Genomic DNA, 15,826 nt, shown 5'->3' on the forward strand with positions numbered 1-15,826 from the left:
GGCGACCACCGCCGTCCCGAGCCCCCTGCGGGGGGGTGGGGGCTCGGGACGGCGGTGGTCGCCGTCGCCGGTGGGCCTGCCTTTACCTTTTCCTACGCCGAGCACGGGGAGTTGCTCGCTGCCGCGGGGGCCGTGGTCGTGCCCTTTGATCCGTTGCGGGACGAACGGCTGCCGGAGGGGACGCGTGGGTTGGTGGTCGGGGGCGGGTTTCCCGAGGTTTATGCCGCCGAGCTGTCCGCCAATGAGCCGCTGCGCAAGGCCATCGGGGAGTTCGCGCTCGGTGGGGCTCCGGTCGCCGCCGAGTGTGCGGGGTTGTTGTATCTGTGCCGGGAGCTCGACGGGCGGCCGATGTGTGGTGTGCTCGATGCCGGGGCTCGGATGTCGGAGCGGTTGACGCTCGGGTACCGGGACGCGGTGGCCGTGAGTGACAGTGTGCTCGCGGTGGCCGGGACGCGGATGCGGGGGCACGAGTTTCACCGGACGGTCGTGGAGCCCGGGGCGGGGGAGCTGCCCGCCTGGGGGATGCGGCTGCCGGAGAAGCGGGTCGAGGGGTTCGTACGGCGCGGGGTGCACGCCAGCTATCTGCACACGCACTGGGCGGCCGAGCCCGGTGTCGCCCGGCGGTTCGTGGAGAAGTGCCGGGCGGGGGACGGGGGCGACACGTGAGATCCCTCGTGGTCGGTGTCGGGGCCTCGCAGGGGGTTTCCGTCGGAGAGATCCTCGCGCTGATCGAGAGCGCGCTCGGCGACGTCGGCCTCTCCGCCGCGTCCCTCGCCGAACTCGTCACCCTCGACGCCAAGGCCGGCGAACCCGGTCTCGTCCAGGCCGCCGAGCGCCTGGGTGTCCCCCTCGTCGCCTACTCCGCCGGCGAGCTGGCCGCCGTCGACGTCCCCCACCCCTCCGAGGCGTCCCTCGCCGCCACCGGCACCCGCTCGGTCGCCGAGGCCGCCGCTCTCGCGGGCGGCGGCGAACTCCTCGTACCGAAGCGGAAGTCGCGGCACGCCGACGGCCGGCCGGCGAGGGCGACCTGTGCCGTCGTACGGCGAGCAGAGCCGGACGGGCGACATGATGACCGGGCCGGCGTCTTCGGCGTCCCGCCGCACCATCCCGTTCCACCCTCCGAGGAGTCATCGTGACCGCTCCGCCGCCCGCTCTGCTCATCGCCGGTCATGGCACCCGGGACGAAGCCGGAGCCGAGGCGTTCCGCGACTTCGTACGGGAGTTGGGGCGCCGGCATCCTGGGCTGCCCGTCTCGGGCGGCTTTCTCGCGCTGTCGGCGCCGCCGCTGGGCGAGGCCGTCGCGGAGCTGGTCGAGCGGGGGGTACGGCGGTTCGCCGCGGTGCCGCTGATGCTGGTGCCCGCCGGGCACGCCACAGGTGACCTCCCGACCGCGCTGGCCCGGGAGAAGGCGCGGCACCCCGGGATCTCGTACACCTACGGCCGTCCGCTGGGCCCGCACCCCGCGCTACTGGCCGTGCTGGAGCGGCGGCTGGACGAGGCGCTCGGCACCGCGGGGCGCACGCCAGGGGACCGGGCCGAGGTGACGGTGCTGCTGGTCGGGCGGGGCTCGACCGACCCGGACGCCAACGCCGAGGTGCACAGGGCGGCGCGGCTGTTGTGGGAGGGGCGCGGTTTCGCGGGCGTGGAGACGGCGTTCGTGTCGCTGGCGGCGCCGGACGTGCCGAGCGGGCTCGACCGGTGCGTGAAGCTCGGGGCGCGGCGGATCGTGGTGCTGCCGTACTTCCTGTTCCCGGGCGTCCTTCCGGACCGGGTGCGCGATCAGGCCGAGGGGTGGGCCGCGGCGCACCCGGAGACCGAGGTGCGGTCGGCCGAGGTCCTCGGCGCGGTGCCGGAGTTGCTGGATCTGGTGATGGAGCGGTACGAGGAGGCGGCGCTCTCCCATGCACAGTGAAGTACACGACCTTCGGCACCACGGCGACGCCGAGGTCCGTGACGACGGTTCGGCGCTCGTCGACCTCGCCGTGAACGTCCGCGCGGACACGCCGCCCGTATGGTTGCGGGAGCGGATCGCCGCCTCGCTGGGCTCGCTCGCGGCCTACCCGGACGGGCGGGCGGCGCGGGCGGCGGTGGCGGCGCGGCACGGGCTGCCGGTGGAGCGGGTGCTGTTGACGGCGGGGGCGGCGGAGGCGTTCGTGCTGCTGGCGCGGGCGCTGAAGGTGCAGCGGCCGGTCGTCGTGCACCCGCAGTTCACGGAGCCGGAGGCGGCACTGCGGGACGCGGGGCACACCGTCGACCGGGTGCTGCTGCGCGCGGAGGACGGTTTCCGGCTGGATCCGGCGGCGGTTCCCGAGGCCGCCGACCTGGTGGTCATCGGCAATCCCACCAACCCGACCTCGGTGCTGCACCCGGCCGACGCGATCGGCCGACTCTCCCGTCCCGGGCGGACGTTGGTGGTGGACGAGGCGTTCATGGACGCGGTGCCGGGTGAGCGGGAGGCGCTGGCGGGGCGCACGGACGTGCCGGGTCTGGTGGTGCTGCGCAGTCTGACCAAGACGTGGGGGCTGGCCGGGCTGCGGATCGGCTACGTCCTCGCCGCGCCGGAGACCATCGCCGAACTGGAGCGCGCCCAGCCCCTGTGGCCCGTCTCCACGCCCGCGCTCGCCGCCGCCGAGGCCTGCGTGGCACCGCCGGCCCTGGCGGAGGCGGCCCACGCGGCCCACCGCATCGCCGCCGACCGGGCCCATCTCGTCGCCGGTCTCGGCGAGTTCGCCTCGCTCGGTCTCCGGGTCGTGGAGCCCGCCGAGGGTCCCTTCGTCCTCGTACGACTGCCGGGGGCGGCCGCCGTACGGCACCATCTGCGCGACCTCGGGTTCGCGGCGCGGCGCGGAGACACCTTCCCCGGGCTGGGCGAGGAGTGGCTGCGGCTCGCGGTGCGGGACCGGGCGACGGTCACCCGGTTCCTGCGGGCGCTGGACCGGGCGATGGCTCTGGCACGTCGCTGAGCCCGGCCGGTACGCGCTCCACGGTGCCGTCGGGGAAGCGGACCTCCACGGTGCCGTCGGCGGCGACGCTCGCGCCCGCCCCCGTGAGCGAGGCCCGCGGGTCGGCGCTGAGCACGACCAGGGTCACCAACAGGGTGCGGGCCTGCGGCAGTTGGAGGACGGGGGTCGCCGAGTGGTGGCCCATCGCGTTGGTGCCGACGGCCCGTACGACCGACGCCTCGGCGTCGTCCCAGCCGTGCAGGCCGACGAGCGCGCTGGTCAGTCCGTCCGCGCGACGGGCCACGGCCCGGGCGGAACCGGTCTGCGCGTCCGGCGGCGCCGCGTCGTCGGCCACCGCCCAGCCGCCCTCCCGCACCGGCGTGCCGGGCGGTACGTCAAGTCGGTGCACCCGTACTTCCCAGGCGCCGCGCACCACGCTGACGGTTTCGACCCGCCCGTCCTGCGCGCGGGACCCGGCCCGACCGGTTTCGGCGCCCAAGGGGTGGATGCGCCCGCGTGGGGAGGGTGTGCCGTCGGGGGCCAGGAGCGCGAGGTGGTTGTCGACGCCCGGTGTTTCGGGTGCGGTCGCGCTGGAGTAGGCGAACCGGGCGTAGTGGGGGCTGTCGTCGTCCATGGCCGGTGAGGGCGGGAGGCGGTCACTGCCGTGGTTGACCAGCCGTACGATGCCGTCGGCCGTGGTGGCGTGCAGCAGCCAGCCGGGGGCGGGCAGGGCCAGGCTGACGTCGGCCGTGTCCACGGGGGCGGGCTCTTCCGGTGCCGTCCAGACGGGGTGGTCGGCGGGCAGGAGCAGTCCCAGGAAGGCCTTGCTCGCCCAGTACGGGGAGGCGGGGCCCGAGTAGCGCTGGGTGACGGGGAGGAAGGGCCGGTACCAGCCGAGGCTGAGCAGGCCCCGCTCGTCGGGCACGCCCCGCTCGGCGAAGTGCTTCAGCGCGCCCGAGGCCAGGCGGCGGGTGCGGCCCGGCGGGAGCGGGGTGGCGTCGGCGAGGACGCCCGCCCACAGCGGGGCGGTGGCCGCGAAGCGGTAGGTGAGGGAGCGGCCCTGGTGGACGGGGGCGCCGTCGGAGCCGAAGAAGTGCTGGTGGACGGCGAGGAACTCGCGCAGCCGCGCCCGGTGCCGGCCCACGGTGGCCGGATCCGCCCGCGTCCCAGCGATCCGCGCCCACAGCACCGGGTACAGGTGCAGCGCCCAGGCGTTGTAGTAGTCGAACTTCCGCCCGTCACCGTCGGTGTACCAGCCCCCGCCCCGGTACCAGTCGTCCAGCCGGGCGAGCCCCGCGTCGATCTCGCCGCGGCTGTGCGGGGCGCCGACCGACGCGAGGAACTCCTCGGTGATGACCTGGAACAGCCGCCAGTTGGAGTCGTTGACATCCGCACCGACGAACCCCCCGAGCCAGCCGCACACCCGCTCCCGTACACCGTCGTCCAGGTGGTCCCACAGCCACTCGCGTGACTCGTGCAACGCGAGCGCGACCGAGGCGGCCTCGACCATCGGCTGGGCCCGGTCGGTGATCGGCGGCCAGTGCTCTGGGTGGTACGGATCGGTACCGGCGGCCAGTCCGACGGCGTACCGCTCGACGAGGGCCGGGCCGACCCGTCCGCCCGAGCCCGCGATACGGAACGCGGCCAGCAGAAAGGAGCGCGCGAAGCCTTCCAGGCCGTCCGACCAGGGGCCGGAGTGACTGGGCGGACCGGGGAGACGGTACTGGGCGAGGCTGGGGGTCGCGTAGGGCAACAGCCCGTCGAGGAGCCGGTCGGCGACGTTCTCCCAGTGAGCGCGGGTCCAGCAGGTGATCGGCGAGAGTAGAGAGTCGAGCTCGGGCACGTGGGCAAGTCCTCCGTCTGTCAGTTGGCGGGAGTGACGCGCCCTTAAAGGGGCGCGGGACTGTGTCGATATGCGGCTCCGCCGCGTGGGCGCGACCAGCCACAAACCACCCGCAGCCGCCTACGCCCCCCGAGGCGAGGCGACGCTCCGGCGCACAACGATGTGCGTGCCCAGCACATGGTGATTCCCCGAGGCCTGCTCAGGATCACGCAGAGCAATCCGCACGGCGGCCCGCCCAAGCTCCTCGGCCGGCGTACGAACAGTCGTCAGCGGCGGATTGAAGTCCTCGGCAAGCGGAATGTCGTTGTACCCGACGACCGAGACGTCCTCCGGCACCCGCAGGCCCGCATCCGCAATGGCACGCAACGCCCCCGCGGCAACCATGTCGTCCCCGGCAACCACCGCAGTGAACTCCCGCGTCTCCTTGAGAAGTTCAGCCATGGCCCGCAACCCCGCCGCCCGCCCCAACCCACAGTCCACGACCCGCCCAGCCGCCGCAGGCACCCCGTGCTCGGCGAGCGCGGCCCGGTAACCGGCGACACGCGCGTCCAGCGCCGTGTTGCCCGGCAGCCCGCCGAGGAACACGATCCGCCGATGACCGGCCGACAGCAGATGCCCGGTGACGGCCCGGGCACCGGCCTCGTTGTCGAACTCGACGACCAGCGCGGGGATGTCGGGATCCGGAGCGGGCCGGCCGCACAACACCAGCCGCGCCCCCGACGCGGCCAGCGCCTGCGCGTAGTGGGCCACGCGCGAGCGGTACGCGTCGTCCTCGACGACCCCGCCGACCAGGATCACCAGCCGCGCCCCCTCCTCCCGCATCAGCTGCACGAACTCCATCTCCCGCTGCGGATCCCCGCCGGTCGCGCCGACCACGCAGAGCCAGCCCCGGTCGGCGGCCTCCGCCTCGACGCCCTCGGCTACCTGGGCGTAGAACGGGCTGGTGACCTGGCGGACGACGACGGCGGCCATCTTCCGGCCGCCGCCCACCAGGGCACGGGCGTGCGCGTTGGCGACGTAGTCGAGGTCGCGCGCGGCGCGCAGTACGCGGGTCCGGGTCGAGGTGGGCACGGGATGGTTGCCGCTGAGCGCGCGCGACGCCGTGGCCACGGACACGCCCGCCCGCTCGGCGACCTCGCGGATCGTCACCCTCCGCCTGGGCTGCCCCGTGTCCCCCATGGTGTTCCCCATCCCCCGCGCCTCCTGTTCCGTCGGCCCGCCGCTCACGCGTTGGCCGCGTGGTCCTTCGCGAACTCCTCGGCCATTCTGTCGCCGCCCCGGGACCGCCAAGTCCTGACCGCGTCGTCCCACTCCGTCAGCGGCAGCCGTCCCGCGACGATCCCGGTGACGGTGTCGTCGAGGAGGGCCTTGAGGGTGGTGCCCTGGGAGTTCCTGGTGCGCGACTGGAGCCCGAAGGAGGCGTCGCGGATCGCGTGCGGGACGACCTTCTGCTGCCAGGCGTGCAGGGCCCGTACGGCGTCCGGCATGCCCGGCACGAACAGCACCTGGGGGCCTTCGGCGAGGTACTTCAGCGGCAGGTTGGTGTTGTTCTCGGTCTCGCCGAGCCTGGTGGGCTCGGGTGAGCCGTCCTTGCCGCGGGTGAAGTGGATGCCCTCGACGCCGTAGTGGACGAGCTCCCATTCCTGGCTGCCGAAGGGGGCGGCGAGGTGGTCGAGGACGCGCAGGAGCAGCTCGATCCGTTCCTTCTTCGCCTTCTTCAGCACGGTGTACCCGAAGGAGCGGCGGGCCGCGACGATGCCGCCCGGCTCGCCGCCGACGCTGTACGGGAGCGCCGCGGCCGGGGTCATTGCGTCCGGTGCCTCGCGGTACTTGGGCAGGTAGGCGCCGAAGCCGTCCTGCATGGAGCCGACGGTGCCGTTGTAGTAGAGGGTGGTCAGGTCGATCTGGGAGATGGACGTGGCGTCGGGGTGGTAGCAGCCGTCTTTCCGTAGCCGGGCCTGGAAGGCGATGGATGCCTTGTACCGTTCGTCGGCGCAGGCGGGCAGGAAGGTGCCGTCCTTCGTGACGGCCCAGTTCTGGGGCGCGTTGTGGGCGGCGGAGTGGACGGCGTTGCCGAACAGGGAGCCGTTGGCGGCGCCGAGCGCGTACGTACGGCCGCCGGTGGCCCGCTTGGCCACGGCGGCGAAGTCGTCGGCGGTCCAGCCCTCCTTCATGCCCGCGTCGGCGAACATGCCCTGGTTGAGCCAGAGGGTCGAGCCGGGCAGCGGGCGTTCCAGCGGGATGCCGTAGAGACGGCCGGCGATGCGGCCCATGTCGCGCCAGGCGTGGGTGGGGATACCGGCGAGGTTGGGATAGTCGCCGACCGCCTCGCCGGAGAGGAACGGTGTGAGGTCCTCGGCGCGCCGCTGCACGAACTCGGCCTCGCGGGGCAGGACGAAGCCGGAGAACAGGTTGATGATGTCCGGGAGGGTGTCGGGGTCGCCCGCCATCACCGTCGCCATCTTCTTCTGGTAGTCGGCCTGGGAGATGATCGTGTACTCGATCTTCACCCCGAGGGCCTTCTCGACGGCAGCCCAGAACTGGTTGGCGGAGGCCGGCTTGGGCGGGGTGCCGAAGGAGACCGACATGACCTTGACGGTGGAGCCGTCGCCGGGGGTGCGGGGGACGGACTTGACGAGGTCGGCGGGGTAGGAGGTGTAGCCGGCCTGGACGCCCGCGTCGGTGGGGGCGAGGTCCGGCTTGGGGCCCGCTGCGGCTCTGTACGCGGGCCAGGGGGCCAGCTCTTTGCCGGCGTTGGAGACGTCGCTGTCGCCGGAGCTCGTGGAGCAGGCGGTCAGCAGACCGGGGACGGTGGCTGCGGCGCCACCGGCGGCCACGGAACGCAGTACGGTACGTCGGGACATGCCGGGCATGGGCGAATCACCTCTCTGCGTACGGGTGTTGATGCTGCGGATATTGATGCCGCTGACATTGATGCCGCGTCAGCTCTTGATGGCGCCGGTGAGCACGCCCTTGGTGAAGTACTTCTGCAGGAACGGGTAGACGAGCAGGATCGGCACGGTGGCGATCACCAGGACCGCCATCTGCACGGTCTGCGGCGCGGTGACGGTGCCCTCGCCGGTGGTGGCGTCGGTGAGTCCGGAGCCCGCGATGACGTAGGTGCGCAGGACCTGCTGGAGGGGCCAGTGGTCGCTCTCCAGGTAGAGCGAGGCGTAGAACCAGGAGTTCCAGTAGGCCACCGCGTAGAAGAGGCCGACCACGGCCAACGCGGCCTTGGACAGCGGCAGTACGACGGAGACGAGTACACGCCAGTCGCCCGCGCCGTCGAGCCGCGCGGCCTCGTACAGCTCCTCGGGGATGCCCTGGAAGAAGCCGCGCAGGACGACGAGGTTGAAGACGTTGACGAGGACGGGCAGCACCAGCGAGGCGTAACTGTCCAGCAGGCCCAGCTCCTTGACCAGCAGGAAGCTCGGGATCATGCCGGGTGGGAAGAGGAAGGTGAACAGGACCAGGAGCAGGACGGGCCGGCCGCCGAGGACGCCGGGGCGGGAGAGGGCGTAGGCGAGGGTGACCGTGCAGGCCAGGCTGAGCAGGGTGCCGACGATGGTCACGCCCGCGCTGACACCCAGGGCGTGGGTGACGATGCCGCCGTCGAGGATGTCGCGGTAGGCGTCGAGGCTGGGCTCGGTCGGCCACAGCACCCAGCCGCCGTTCGCCACGACCTCGTCGGTGGAGGCGAGCGAGGTCGAGACGATGACGAGGAACGGCACACAGACCAGCAGGACGACGGCGACCAGGGCCACCGCCTTCGCGCCCTGGGTGACGGGCCTCGGCTTCTCCATCCAGCCCGGACGGGCGGGGGCACGGGTTCCGGCTCGGGTTCCGGCACTCACTTGTAGACCCCCTGTTCGCCGAGGCGGTGGGCGACCTTGTTGGCGGCGTAGACAAGGAGCGCGCCGATCACGCCCTTGAACAGGCCCGCGGCGGCCGCGAACCCGTAGTCGCCGCCGACGATGCCCTGGTAGTAGACGAAGGTGTCGATGATCTCGGCGGCCTCCGGGCCGACCGCGTCACGCTGCAGGAGCATCTGCTCGAAGCCGACGGAGAGGATGTCGCCGAGCCGCATGATCAGCAGCAGCACGATCACCGGGCGGATGGCGGGCAGCGTGACGTGCCAGAAGCGGCGCCAGGGCCCGGCGCCGTCGATCGCGGCGGCCTCGTACTGCTGCTCGTCGACCTGCGCGAGCGCGGCGAGGAAGATGATCGTGCCCCAGCCGGCGTCCTTCCAGATGACCTGGGCGACCACAAGCGGCTTGAAGGCATCGGGGTCGCCGATGATGTCGACGGTGTGCAGCCCCATGCCGTCCAGCGAGGAGTTGAGCAGCCCGGTGTCGCCGAGGACCTGCTGGAAGAGGGCGACGACGATCACCCACGAGATGAAGTGCGGCAGATACGCCACCGACTGCACGAAGCGGCGGACCGTGCTCCAGGTGAGGCTGTGCAGCAGCAGGGCGAGGGCGAGCGGCACCGGGAAGTAGAAGACGAGCTGGAGGACGGCGATCCAGACCGTGTTGACGACGGAGTCCCAGAACGCGGCGTCCTCGAACATCCGCTGGAAGTTGCCGAGGCCCACCCAGGGGCTGCCCCAGAGGCCGTCGAAGGGGACGTACTCCTTGAAGGCGATGACGTTGCCGACCAGGGCGCCGTAGTGGAACAGCAGGAAGTAGGCGAGGCCGGGGAGCATGAGCAGGAGGAGGGCGCGGGATTGAAACCGTTTACGCTCCACTGATCCCCTCGTATCTCGGAGTTGGAGTGAGGGGAAGTTAAAACGTTTTCAGGCAGCAGTCAACAGCCCTGACAGTAAGGGCTGTTGACTGACGACATCGACTGACGGAGTCGGCGTCGACTCACGGAGTCCGCCGGGAGGGCTCCCGGCTCGGTCAGCTCCTGCCGCGCCGCGCCAGGGCCACCGCTCCGCCGCCCGCGAGCAGCAGGGCCACCGCGCCGCCCGCGATGTACGGCGTCATCGAGCTGCCGCCGGTCTCGGCGAGGCCCTCGTCACCGGACTCGCCCTGGGGCTTCACGTCGCCGGCCGAACCGGCACCCGGGTCGGTGCCGGGCGCCTCGCTCGGGTCGGCCTGCCGGGCGGGGGCGGCCGGGGTCTCGCAGGTCGCCTCGGCCAGGGTCAGGGTGCCCTGGACGTCGGCCACGTTCAGCTTCAACGGGTTGACGGAGACCTTGAGTTCGAGGGCGGTGGCGGCGGCCGTACGCGAGGTCTTCTCCGTCCTGGAGTAGTCGAGGCGCACGTCGCCCACGCCCGGTACCTCGACGTTCGTGGTGCCGCCCGCGGTCAGGGTGACCTTCTTGCCCAGCACGGTGACGTCGCCGAGCAGGTTGGAGGTGGCCGTCGGCGTCCTGCCGGCCTCGCAGGTCGCCTTGGAGGTGACCTGGCCGACCTCGATGAGGGAGAGCAGCGGCAGACCGGGGACGTGGACCTTGGCGTGGGCGAGGTGGGTGTACCCCTCGGCCTTGCCGTCCTCGACCGTGGCCTTCGACTGGGCGACCTCGGCGTTCAGGACGCTGAAGGGCCGGCCGCCGTCGACGCCGTTCAACTCGGCGGTCAGCGTGGTCTTCTCGGCGCTCCGCGGCGCCTGCACTTCGTTGAGGGAGACCGCGAGCGGGACGTTCACGGTCTTGTTGAGCAGGGAGACGTCGAGCCCGGTACGGAGCACGACGGCGCTCGCGCGACCCTCGTCACCGGTCGCGTGCGCGGTGCCCGCGGCGCCCAGGGCCGCGGGACCGGCGGCCAGGGCGGTTGCCGTCGCGACGGTGGCGAGACGGCGTGCGGGCAGGCGGAAGTTCTTGCCGTTCAAGGTGGGGACCCCCAGGGGAGACTTGCTCGGGACCCGGCAAGAATCGCGTACCGAGAGTGAACAGTCAGCAATCCGCCAGGACTTCACTCCTACGTGGGGTTTCCGTGAACTTTTTCGAATCGTGCGGCACGGGTGTTCCATGCTTTCACCGTCGCACCGGCATCCTTGCGAATACGCGGGTTGACGCTCCGGAGCGCGGGACGGCGCGCACTACGGCCCACCACGGGAGTCCCTCACGCTCCGTAACGCCCCGTCTCCTCCGTCTCGTCCGTCGCGTCCCGTCGGGTCAGCCGACGACCCGCCCGTTCAGCACCACCCGTCGAGGCGCTGCCAGTACCCGTACGTCCGCCCGCGGGTCGGACTCGTACACCACGAGGTCGGCCGCGGCGCCCTCCTCCAGGCCGGGGCGGCCGAGCCAGGCCCGGGCCGACCAGGTCGTCGCCGCGAGGGCCTCGACCGCGGGGAGGCCGGCGGTGACGAGTTCCTCCACCTCGGCGGCCACCAGGCCGTGCGGCAGGGTGCCGCCCGCGTCGGTGCCGACGAAGACCGGGATGCCGGCGTCGTAGGCGGAGCGGACGGTGTCGTAGCGGCGTTCGTGGAGCCGGCGCATATGGGCCGACCAGCGCGGGAACTTGGACTCGCCGCCGTCGGCCAGGTTCGGGAAGGTCGCGATGTTCACGAGGGTGGGGACGATGGCGACCCCGTGCTCGACGAAGAGGGGGATCAGGTCCTCCGTCAGGCCGGTGGCGTGCTCGATGCAGTCGATGCCGGCCTCGACGAGGTCCTGGAGGGAGTCCTCGGAGAAGCAGTGCGCGGTGACCCGGGCGCCCAAGCGGTGGGCCTGAGCGATGCCCGCCTCGACGGCATCCCTTGGCCAGCTCGGTGCGAGGTCCCCGAGGTCGCGGTCGATCCAGTCGCCGACCAGCTTGACCCAGCCGTCGCCGCGGCGGGCCTCCTGGGCGACGTAGGCGACCAGGTCCTCCGGTTCGATCTCGTGGGCGTAGCCGCGGATGTAGCGGCGGGTGCGGGCGATGTGCCGGCCGGCCCTGATGATCTTCGGCAGGTCCTCGCGGTCGTCGACCCAGCGGGTGTCGGAGGGGGAACCGGCGTCGCGGATGAGCAGGGTGCCGGCGTCGCGGTCGGTGAGCGCCTGCTTCTCGGCGGTGTCCTCCGGAACGGGGCCGTGTGGGCCCAGGCCGACGTGGCAGTGGGCGTCGACGAGGCCGGGGAGGGTCCAGCCCTCGACGGTACGGGTGTCGCGGGCACGGGCTGGACGGTCGTAGGTGATCCGGCCGTCGATCACCCACAACTCGTCGTGGATCTCGTTCGGGCCGACGAGGACCCGCCCCTTCACGTGCAGCACCGGCTGATCGTTCATGCCACGCACGATAGTTCTTCGGCTGCGGGTCCGTTGTGGCTGGTCGCGCAGTTCCCCGCGCCCCTTACGGGGCGCTGTCCTCCTCCTCGACTTCTGCCATAGCGGGGTCCAGGAGCCGAGACAGGAAATGGCGGGTGCGTTCGTGCCGGGGGTTGCCGATGACCTGGTCGGGGGTGCCGTCCTCGACGATGACGCCGCCGTCCATGAAGACGACCCGGTCGGCGACCTCGCGTGCGAAGGTCATCTCGTGGGTGACGACCATCATCGTCATGCCCTCGTTGGCGAGCATGCGCATCACGGCCAGGACGTCCCCGACCAGCTCGGGGTCGAGCGCCGACGTCGGTTCGTCGAACAGCATCACGTCCGGCCCCATGGCGAGAGCGCGGGCGATGGCGACGCGCTGCTGCTGGCCGCCGGAGAGGGAGGCAGGGTAGGCCGACGCCTTCTCGGACAGGCCGACGCGCTCCAGGTTCTCGGCGGCGACCTTCGCGGCGGCGGCCTTGTCCCGCCCGAGCACCCGGCGCTGCGGCAGGGTGAGGTTCTCGGTCACCGTGAGGTGCGGGAACAGATTGAACTGCTGGAAGACCATGCCGATACGGCGGCGTACGGCGTCGATGTCGACGTCCGGGTCGGTGAGCTCGGCGCCGCCGACGAAGACCTGGCCCTTGCTGGGCTCTTCGAGCAGGTTCACGCACCGCAGCAGCGTCGACTTGCCCGAGCCGGACGGGCCGATCACGCAGACGACCTCGCCCTGTTTGATCTCCAGATCGATGCCGCGCAGCACCTCGTTGGCGCCGAAGGACTTGTGCAGGCCCCGGACGTCGATCTCCGCCCGGGCGCCTGGGGTCTGGGTCTTCTCGGTCACTTCACGGCCTCCTGGGCCTTGGCCTCCATACGGCGCACGACGAAGCCGAGCGGGATGGTCACCAGCAGATAGCACAGGCCCGCGACCAGGATCGGCGTGGAGTTGGCGGTCTGGCTGGCCAGGTCGCGGCCGAACTTGGACAGCTCGCGCTCCTCCAGGGTGACACCGAGGAACAGCACCAGCGAGGAGTCCTTGAAGAGCAGGACGAGTTCGTTGGTCAGCGGCGGGAGGATGATCCGGAACGCCTGCGGGATGATGATCGAGATCATGGCGCGGGCGGGCGAGAAGCCGAGCGAACGGGCCGCCTCCATCTGCCCCTTGGGCACCGCCTGGATGCCCGCGCGGATCGTCTCCGCCATGTACGCGGCGGCCACCAGGCCGAGCGCGAGCGCGACCTTGCCGTAGGTGCCACCGGGGATCTCCGTGCCCGGGAAGGCCAGCGGTACGGCGACCCCGATGAAGATGAAGATCAGCAGGGCGGGCAGGCCGCGGAAGATCTCGATGTAGACGCCGGCGAGCCAGCGGTACGGGCCCACGGACGACAGCCGCATCAGCGCGATCACCATGCCGAGGACCAGTCCTACGACGAAGCCGGACACGGTGTAGAGCACGGTGTTCTTCAGCGCCAGCGTGATGACGTCCGGGAACATCTGCCGGGCGATGTCGCCCTGCGCGAACTGGTTGGCGAGCCGGTCCCAGTCGGCCGCGACCGCGAAGGCGATCACGGCCGCGACGAAGACGGCGTACTGGATGCCGCGGGACAGGCTGCGCTTCTGGCGCCGGGTCAGGCCCTTCTTCTTCGGCTGGAGCGGTACGTCCGTGCCCGTCATGAGGCGGACGGGGACGCGGAGGCCGCGGACTCGTCGTACGGGCCGATCCACTGCTCGTACAGCTTCTTGTACGTGCCGTCGGCCTTCGCGTCCGCGATGGCCTTGTTGATGGCCTCGCGGAGCTTGGTGTTGCCCTTCTTCACCGTGAAGCCGTACTGCTCACCGGTGTTGATCTGCTCGGCGACCTCGAAGGCGTCGGCGTTGGCCTTGTCCTTGAGCCAGCCCTGGACGACGGGGTAGTCGATGACGACCGCCTGGACCTGGCCGGTGCGCAGGCCGTTGATCACGGCGTCGGAGGACTCGAAGGAGACCGGGTCCAGGCCCTTGCTCTTGGCGTAGTCCTCGCCGGTGGTCTGCGCCTGGGCGCCGACCTTCTTGCCCTTGAGGTCGGCGAAGGACGAGATGCCGCTCTTCTTGTCGACGAGGACGGCCTGGGTGGCCTCGAAGTACGGGTCCGAGAAGTCGACGTTCTTCTTGCGCTCCTCGGTGATGGTCATGCCGGCGGCGGCGAGGTCGCACTGGCCGGCGTTGAGGGAACCACCGGTCTTGAAGTTCTCGAAGGGCTGGTCGACGATCGCCTGCTTCACACCGAGGTCGTCCGCGACCAGGTCGATCAGCGAGACGTCGAAGCCCTGCACCTTGCCGTCGATCTCCGACTGGAAGGGCGGGTACGGCAGGTGGGTGCAGGTGGTGAGCTGGCCCGCCTTGACGACTTCGACACCACCGGCCGCCGTCTTCGAACCGCTGCCGCCGTTGTCGTCGGAGGAGCAGCCGGCCACGAGCACCAGCCCGGCCGTCGCGGTGGTGGCGGCCAGAACGCGGGTCCGGCGCCCGAGGGTCGTCTTCACGGGGGGCCTCCTGTCAGGGAACTGTGAGTTCCGATTATAAGGAGAGGTTTGAGATCCCCAAACCAAACCGATGGTTAAGGGGCCGTTCGACCTAAGAAGTCGGGTGTGGGAAGGGGCGTTGGGGCTCACGGTTACGCTCGTCACGTCGATCCCCGGAGCGAAGAGAGCGAAGAGAGCCAGCCGTGACCCACCCCGCCTCGACCCATCCCTTCCTGGACCTGGCCCCACTGAGCGCCGCGCGATTCGCCGCGATCGAGGACCGGGTGGCGCGGTTGCTCGGTACCGGGCAGGACGTCGTGATCATGCAGGGTGAGGCGTTGCTGCCGCTGGAGGGGGCGATCCGGGGGACGGCAGGGCCGGGGACGGTCGCGCTGAACGTGATCACCGGTCCCTATGGTCAGACCTTCGGGGACTGGTTGCGGGACTGCGGCGCGACCGTGATCGATCTGGCGGTGCCCTTCCATACGGCGGTCACCGCGGACCAGATCCGTCAGGCCTTCGCCGAGCACCCCGAGATCGACTTCGTGTCCCTCGTCCACGCGGAGGCGGCGACCGGCAACACCAATCCTGTGGCGGAGATCGGTGAGGTCGTGCGGGCGCACGGGGCGCTGTTCTACCTGGACGCCGTGGCCTCGATCGGGGCCGAGCCGGTGTTGCCGGACGCGTGGGGTGTGGATCTGTGTGTCATCGGGGCGCAGAAGGCGATGGGCGGGCCGGCCGGGGTGTCGGCGGTGTCGGTGAGCGAGCGGGCGTGGGCGCGGATGGCGTCGAATCCCCGGGCGCCGCGGCGGTCGTATCTGTCGCTGCTGGACTGGAAGGAACGGTGGGTCGACAGGGGGCGCAAGGCGCTGCTGCACGCGCCGGCTCAGCTGGAGATGCTGGCGCTGGAGGCGTGTGTGGAGCGGATCGAGGGGGACGGGTTGGAGGCGGTGATGGGCCGGCATCGGGCCGCCGCGCTGGCCACTCGGGCCGGGGTGGTGGCTCTGGGTGGGGGGTTGGAGCCGTATGTGCACGACGTGCGGGAGGCTGCTCCGGTCGCTACGACGTTGAGGGTGCCGGTGGGGGTGGTCGCGTCGGAGGTGGTGGCTCGGGCGGTGGCGAGCGAACCGGGGTTGCCGCTGGTCGCCGGGGGTGGGGCGTTGGCGAAGGAGATGATCCGGGTCAATCACTACGGGCCCGATGCGGCGGTTGGTGTGGTGCGGGGGTGCGTGGCGGCGCTGGGCGCTGCGCTGGCGGAGGAGGGGCTGGACGTGGATGCGGAGGGGGCGCTGCGGACGGTGACCACC

The 15,826-nt window shown here is 71.6% G+C and carries 13 protein-coding genes and 2 pseudogenes; 5 read left to right on the plus strand and 10 right to left on the minus strand.

What is annotated here, in order from left to right:
* From L0P92_RS32415 to cobC, 4 genes and pseudogenes are all read left to right on the plus strand, one after another.
* Positions 1-666, plus strand: a pseudogene (locus L0P92_RS32415) (cobyrinate a,c-diamide synthase); the annotation flags it as partial.
* Between the two features lie 2 nt (positions 667-668).
* Positions 669-1,046, plus strand: a pseudogene (locus tag L0P92_RS32420) (cobalamin biosynthesis protein); the annotation flags it as partial.
* 86 nt (positions 1,047-1,132) lie between these two features.
* Positions 1,133-1,912 (plus strand): sirohydrochlorin chelatase, encoded by a 780-nt coding sequence (locus tag L0P92_RS32425; protein ID WP_308289775.1) that lies wholly within the window; start codon positions 1,133-1,135, stop codon positions 1,910-1,912.
* Positions 1,902-2,963, plus strand: coding sequence for an Rv2231c family histidinol phosphate aminotransferase CobC (gene cobC, locus L0P92_RS32430; RefSeq protein WP_234766630.1), 1,062 nt, complete (start codon positions 1,902-1,904; stop codon positions 2,961-2,963). Before L0P92_RS32425 ends, cobC begins: the two co-directional genes overlap by 11 nt.
* Here cobC and L0P92_RS32435 read toward each other — a convergent pair.
* The 10 genes from L0P92_RS32435 to L0P92_RS32480 form a co-directional block, all read right to left on the minus strand.
* Complete coding sequence (locus tag L0P92_RS32435; RefSeq protein ID WP_234766631.1) at positions 2,911-4,785, minus strand: DUF2264 domain-containing protein; 1,875 nt, start codon at positions 4,783-4,785, stop codon at positions 2,911-2,913. The genes cobC and L0P92_RS32435 overlap by 53 nt on opposite strands.
* A 120-nt stretch (positions 4,786-4,905) precedes the next feature.
* Positions 4,906-5,976 carry a LacI family DNA-binding transcriptional regulator gene (locus tag L0P92_RS32440; RefSeq protein ID WP_234766632.1) on the minus strand — a complete coding sequence of 357 codons (1,071 nt, stop codon included), beginning with the start codon at positions 5,974-5,976 and terminating at the stop codon, positions 4,906-4,908.
* A 32-nt stretch (positions 5,977-6,008) separates the two neighbouring features.
* Complete coding sequence (locus L0P92_RS32445; RefSeq protein ID WP_234766633.1) at positions 6,009-7,658, minus strand: extracellular solute-binding protein; 1,650 nt, start codon at positions 7,656-7,658, stop codon at positions 6,009-6,011.
* A 69-nt stretch (positions 7,659-7,727) separates the two neighbouring features.
* Positions 7,728-8,588, minus strand: a complete 861-nt coding sequence (locus tag L0P92_RS32450) for a carbohydrate ABC transporter permease (RefSeq protein WP_234766640.1) — start codon at positions 8,586-8,588, stop codon at positions 7,728-7,730.
* Between the two features lie 47 nt (positions 8,589-8,635).
* Entirely contained in the window at positions 8,636-9,490 is an 855-nt protein-coding gene (locus tag L0P92_RS32455; protein WP_234766634.1) for an ABC transporter permease, read from the minus strand.
* 196 nt (positions 9,491-9,686) lie between these two features.
* Positions 9,687-10,619, minus strand: coding sequence for an SCO1860 family LAETG-anchored protein (locus tag L0P92_RS32460; RefSeq protein WP_234766635.1), 933 nt, complete (start codon positions 10,617-10,619; stop codon positions 9,687-9,689).
* 286 nt (positions 10,620-10,905) lie between these two features.
* Positions 10,906-11,997 carry an amidohydrolase family protein gene (locus L0P92_RS32465; RefSeq protein WP_234766636.1) on the minus strand — a complete coding sequence of 364 codons (1,092 nt, stop codon included), beginning with the start codon at positions 11,995-11,997 and terminating at the stop codon, positions 10,906-10,908.
* A gap of 64 nt (positions 11,998-12,061) precedes the next feature.
* Positions 12,062-12,862 carry an amino acid ABC transporter ATP-binding protein gene (locus tag L0P92_RS32470; protein WP_308289776.1) on the minus strand — a complete coding sequence of 267 codons (801 nt, stop codon included), beginning with the start codon at positions 12,860-12,862 and terminating at the stop codon, positions 12,062-12,064.
* Positions 12,859-13,692 (minus strand): amino acid ABC transporter permease, encoded by an 834-nt coding sequence (locus L0P92_RS32475; protein ID WP_234766637.1) that lies wholly within the window; start codon positions 13,690-13,692, stop codon positions 12,859-12,861. The genes L0P92_RS32470 and L0P92_RS32475 overlap by 4 nt, the downstream gene beginning before the upstream one ends.
* On the minus strand, positions 13,689-14,540 hold the full coding sequence (locus tag L0P92_RS32480) for a transporter substrate-binding domain-containing protein (RefSeq protein WP_234766638.1): 852 nt from the start codon (positions 14,538-14,540) through the stop codon (positions 13,689-13,691). The genes L0P92_RS32475 and L0P92_RS32480 overlap by 4 nt, the downstream gene beginning before the upstream one ends.
* A gap of 182 nt (positions 14,541-14,722) precedes the next feature.
* Between L0P92_RS32480 and L0P92_RS32485 the strand changes: the two genes are divergently transcribed.
* On the plus strand, positions 14,723-15,826 hold a 1,104-nt coding region (locus L0P92_RS32485), incomplete at its 3' end, for a pyridoxal-phosphate-dependent aminotransferase family protein (RefSeq protein ID WP_234766639.1).

It is taken from the genome of Streptomyces muensis, from assembly GCF_021474425.1.
Taxonomy (GTDB): domain Bacteria; phylum Actinomycetota; class Actinomycetes; order Streptomycetales; family Streptomycetaceae; genus Streptomyces; species Streptomyces muensis.

Excerpts from the sequence above, each read along its gene's own strand:
- cobC (WP_234766630.1), top strand. The coding sequence starts at position 1,902 with ATGCACAGTGAAGTACACGACCTTCGGCACCACGGCGACGCCGAGGTC.
- L0P92_RS32475 (WP_234766637.1), bottom strand. The coding sequence starts at position 13,692 with ATGACGGGCACGGACGTACCGCTCCAGCCGAAGAAGAAGGGCCTGACC.
- L0P92_RS32455 (WP_234766634.1), bottom strand. The coding sequence starts at position 9,490 with ATGCTCCCCGGCCTCGCCTACTTCCTGCTGTTCCACTACGGCGCCCTG.
- L0P92_RS32450 (WP_234766640.1), bottom strand. The coding sequence starts at position 8,588 with ATGGAGAAGCCGAGGCCCGTCACCCAGGGCGCGAAGGCGGTGGCCCTG.
- L0P92_RS32445 (WP_234766633.1), bottom strand. The coding sequence starts at position 7,658 with ATGCCCGGCATGTCCCGACGTACCGTACTGCGTTCCGTGGCCGCCGGT.
- L0P92_RS32440 (WP_234766632.1), bottom strand. The coding sequence starts at position 5,976 with ATGGGGAACACCATGGGGGACACGGGGCAGCCCAGGCGGAGGGTGACG.
- L0P92_RS32465 (WP_234766636.1), bottom strand. The coding sequence starts at position 11,997 with ATGAACGATCAGCCGGTGCTGCACGTGAAGGGGCGGGTCCTCGTCGGC.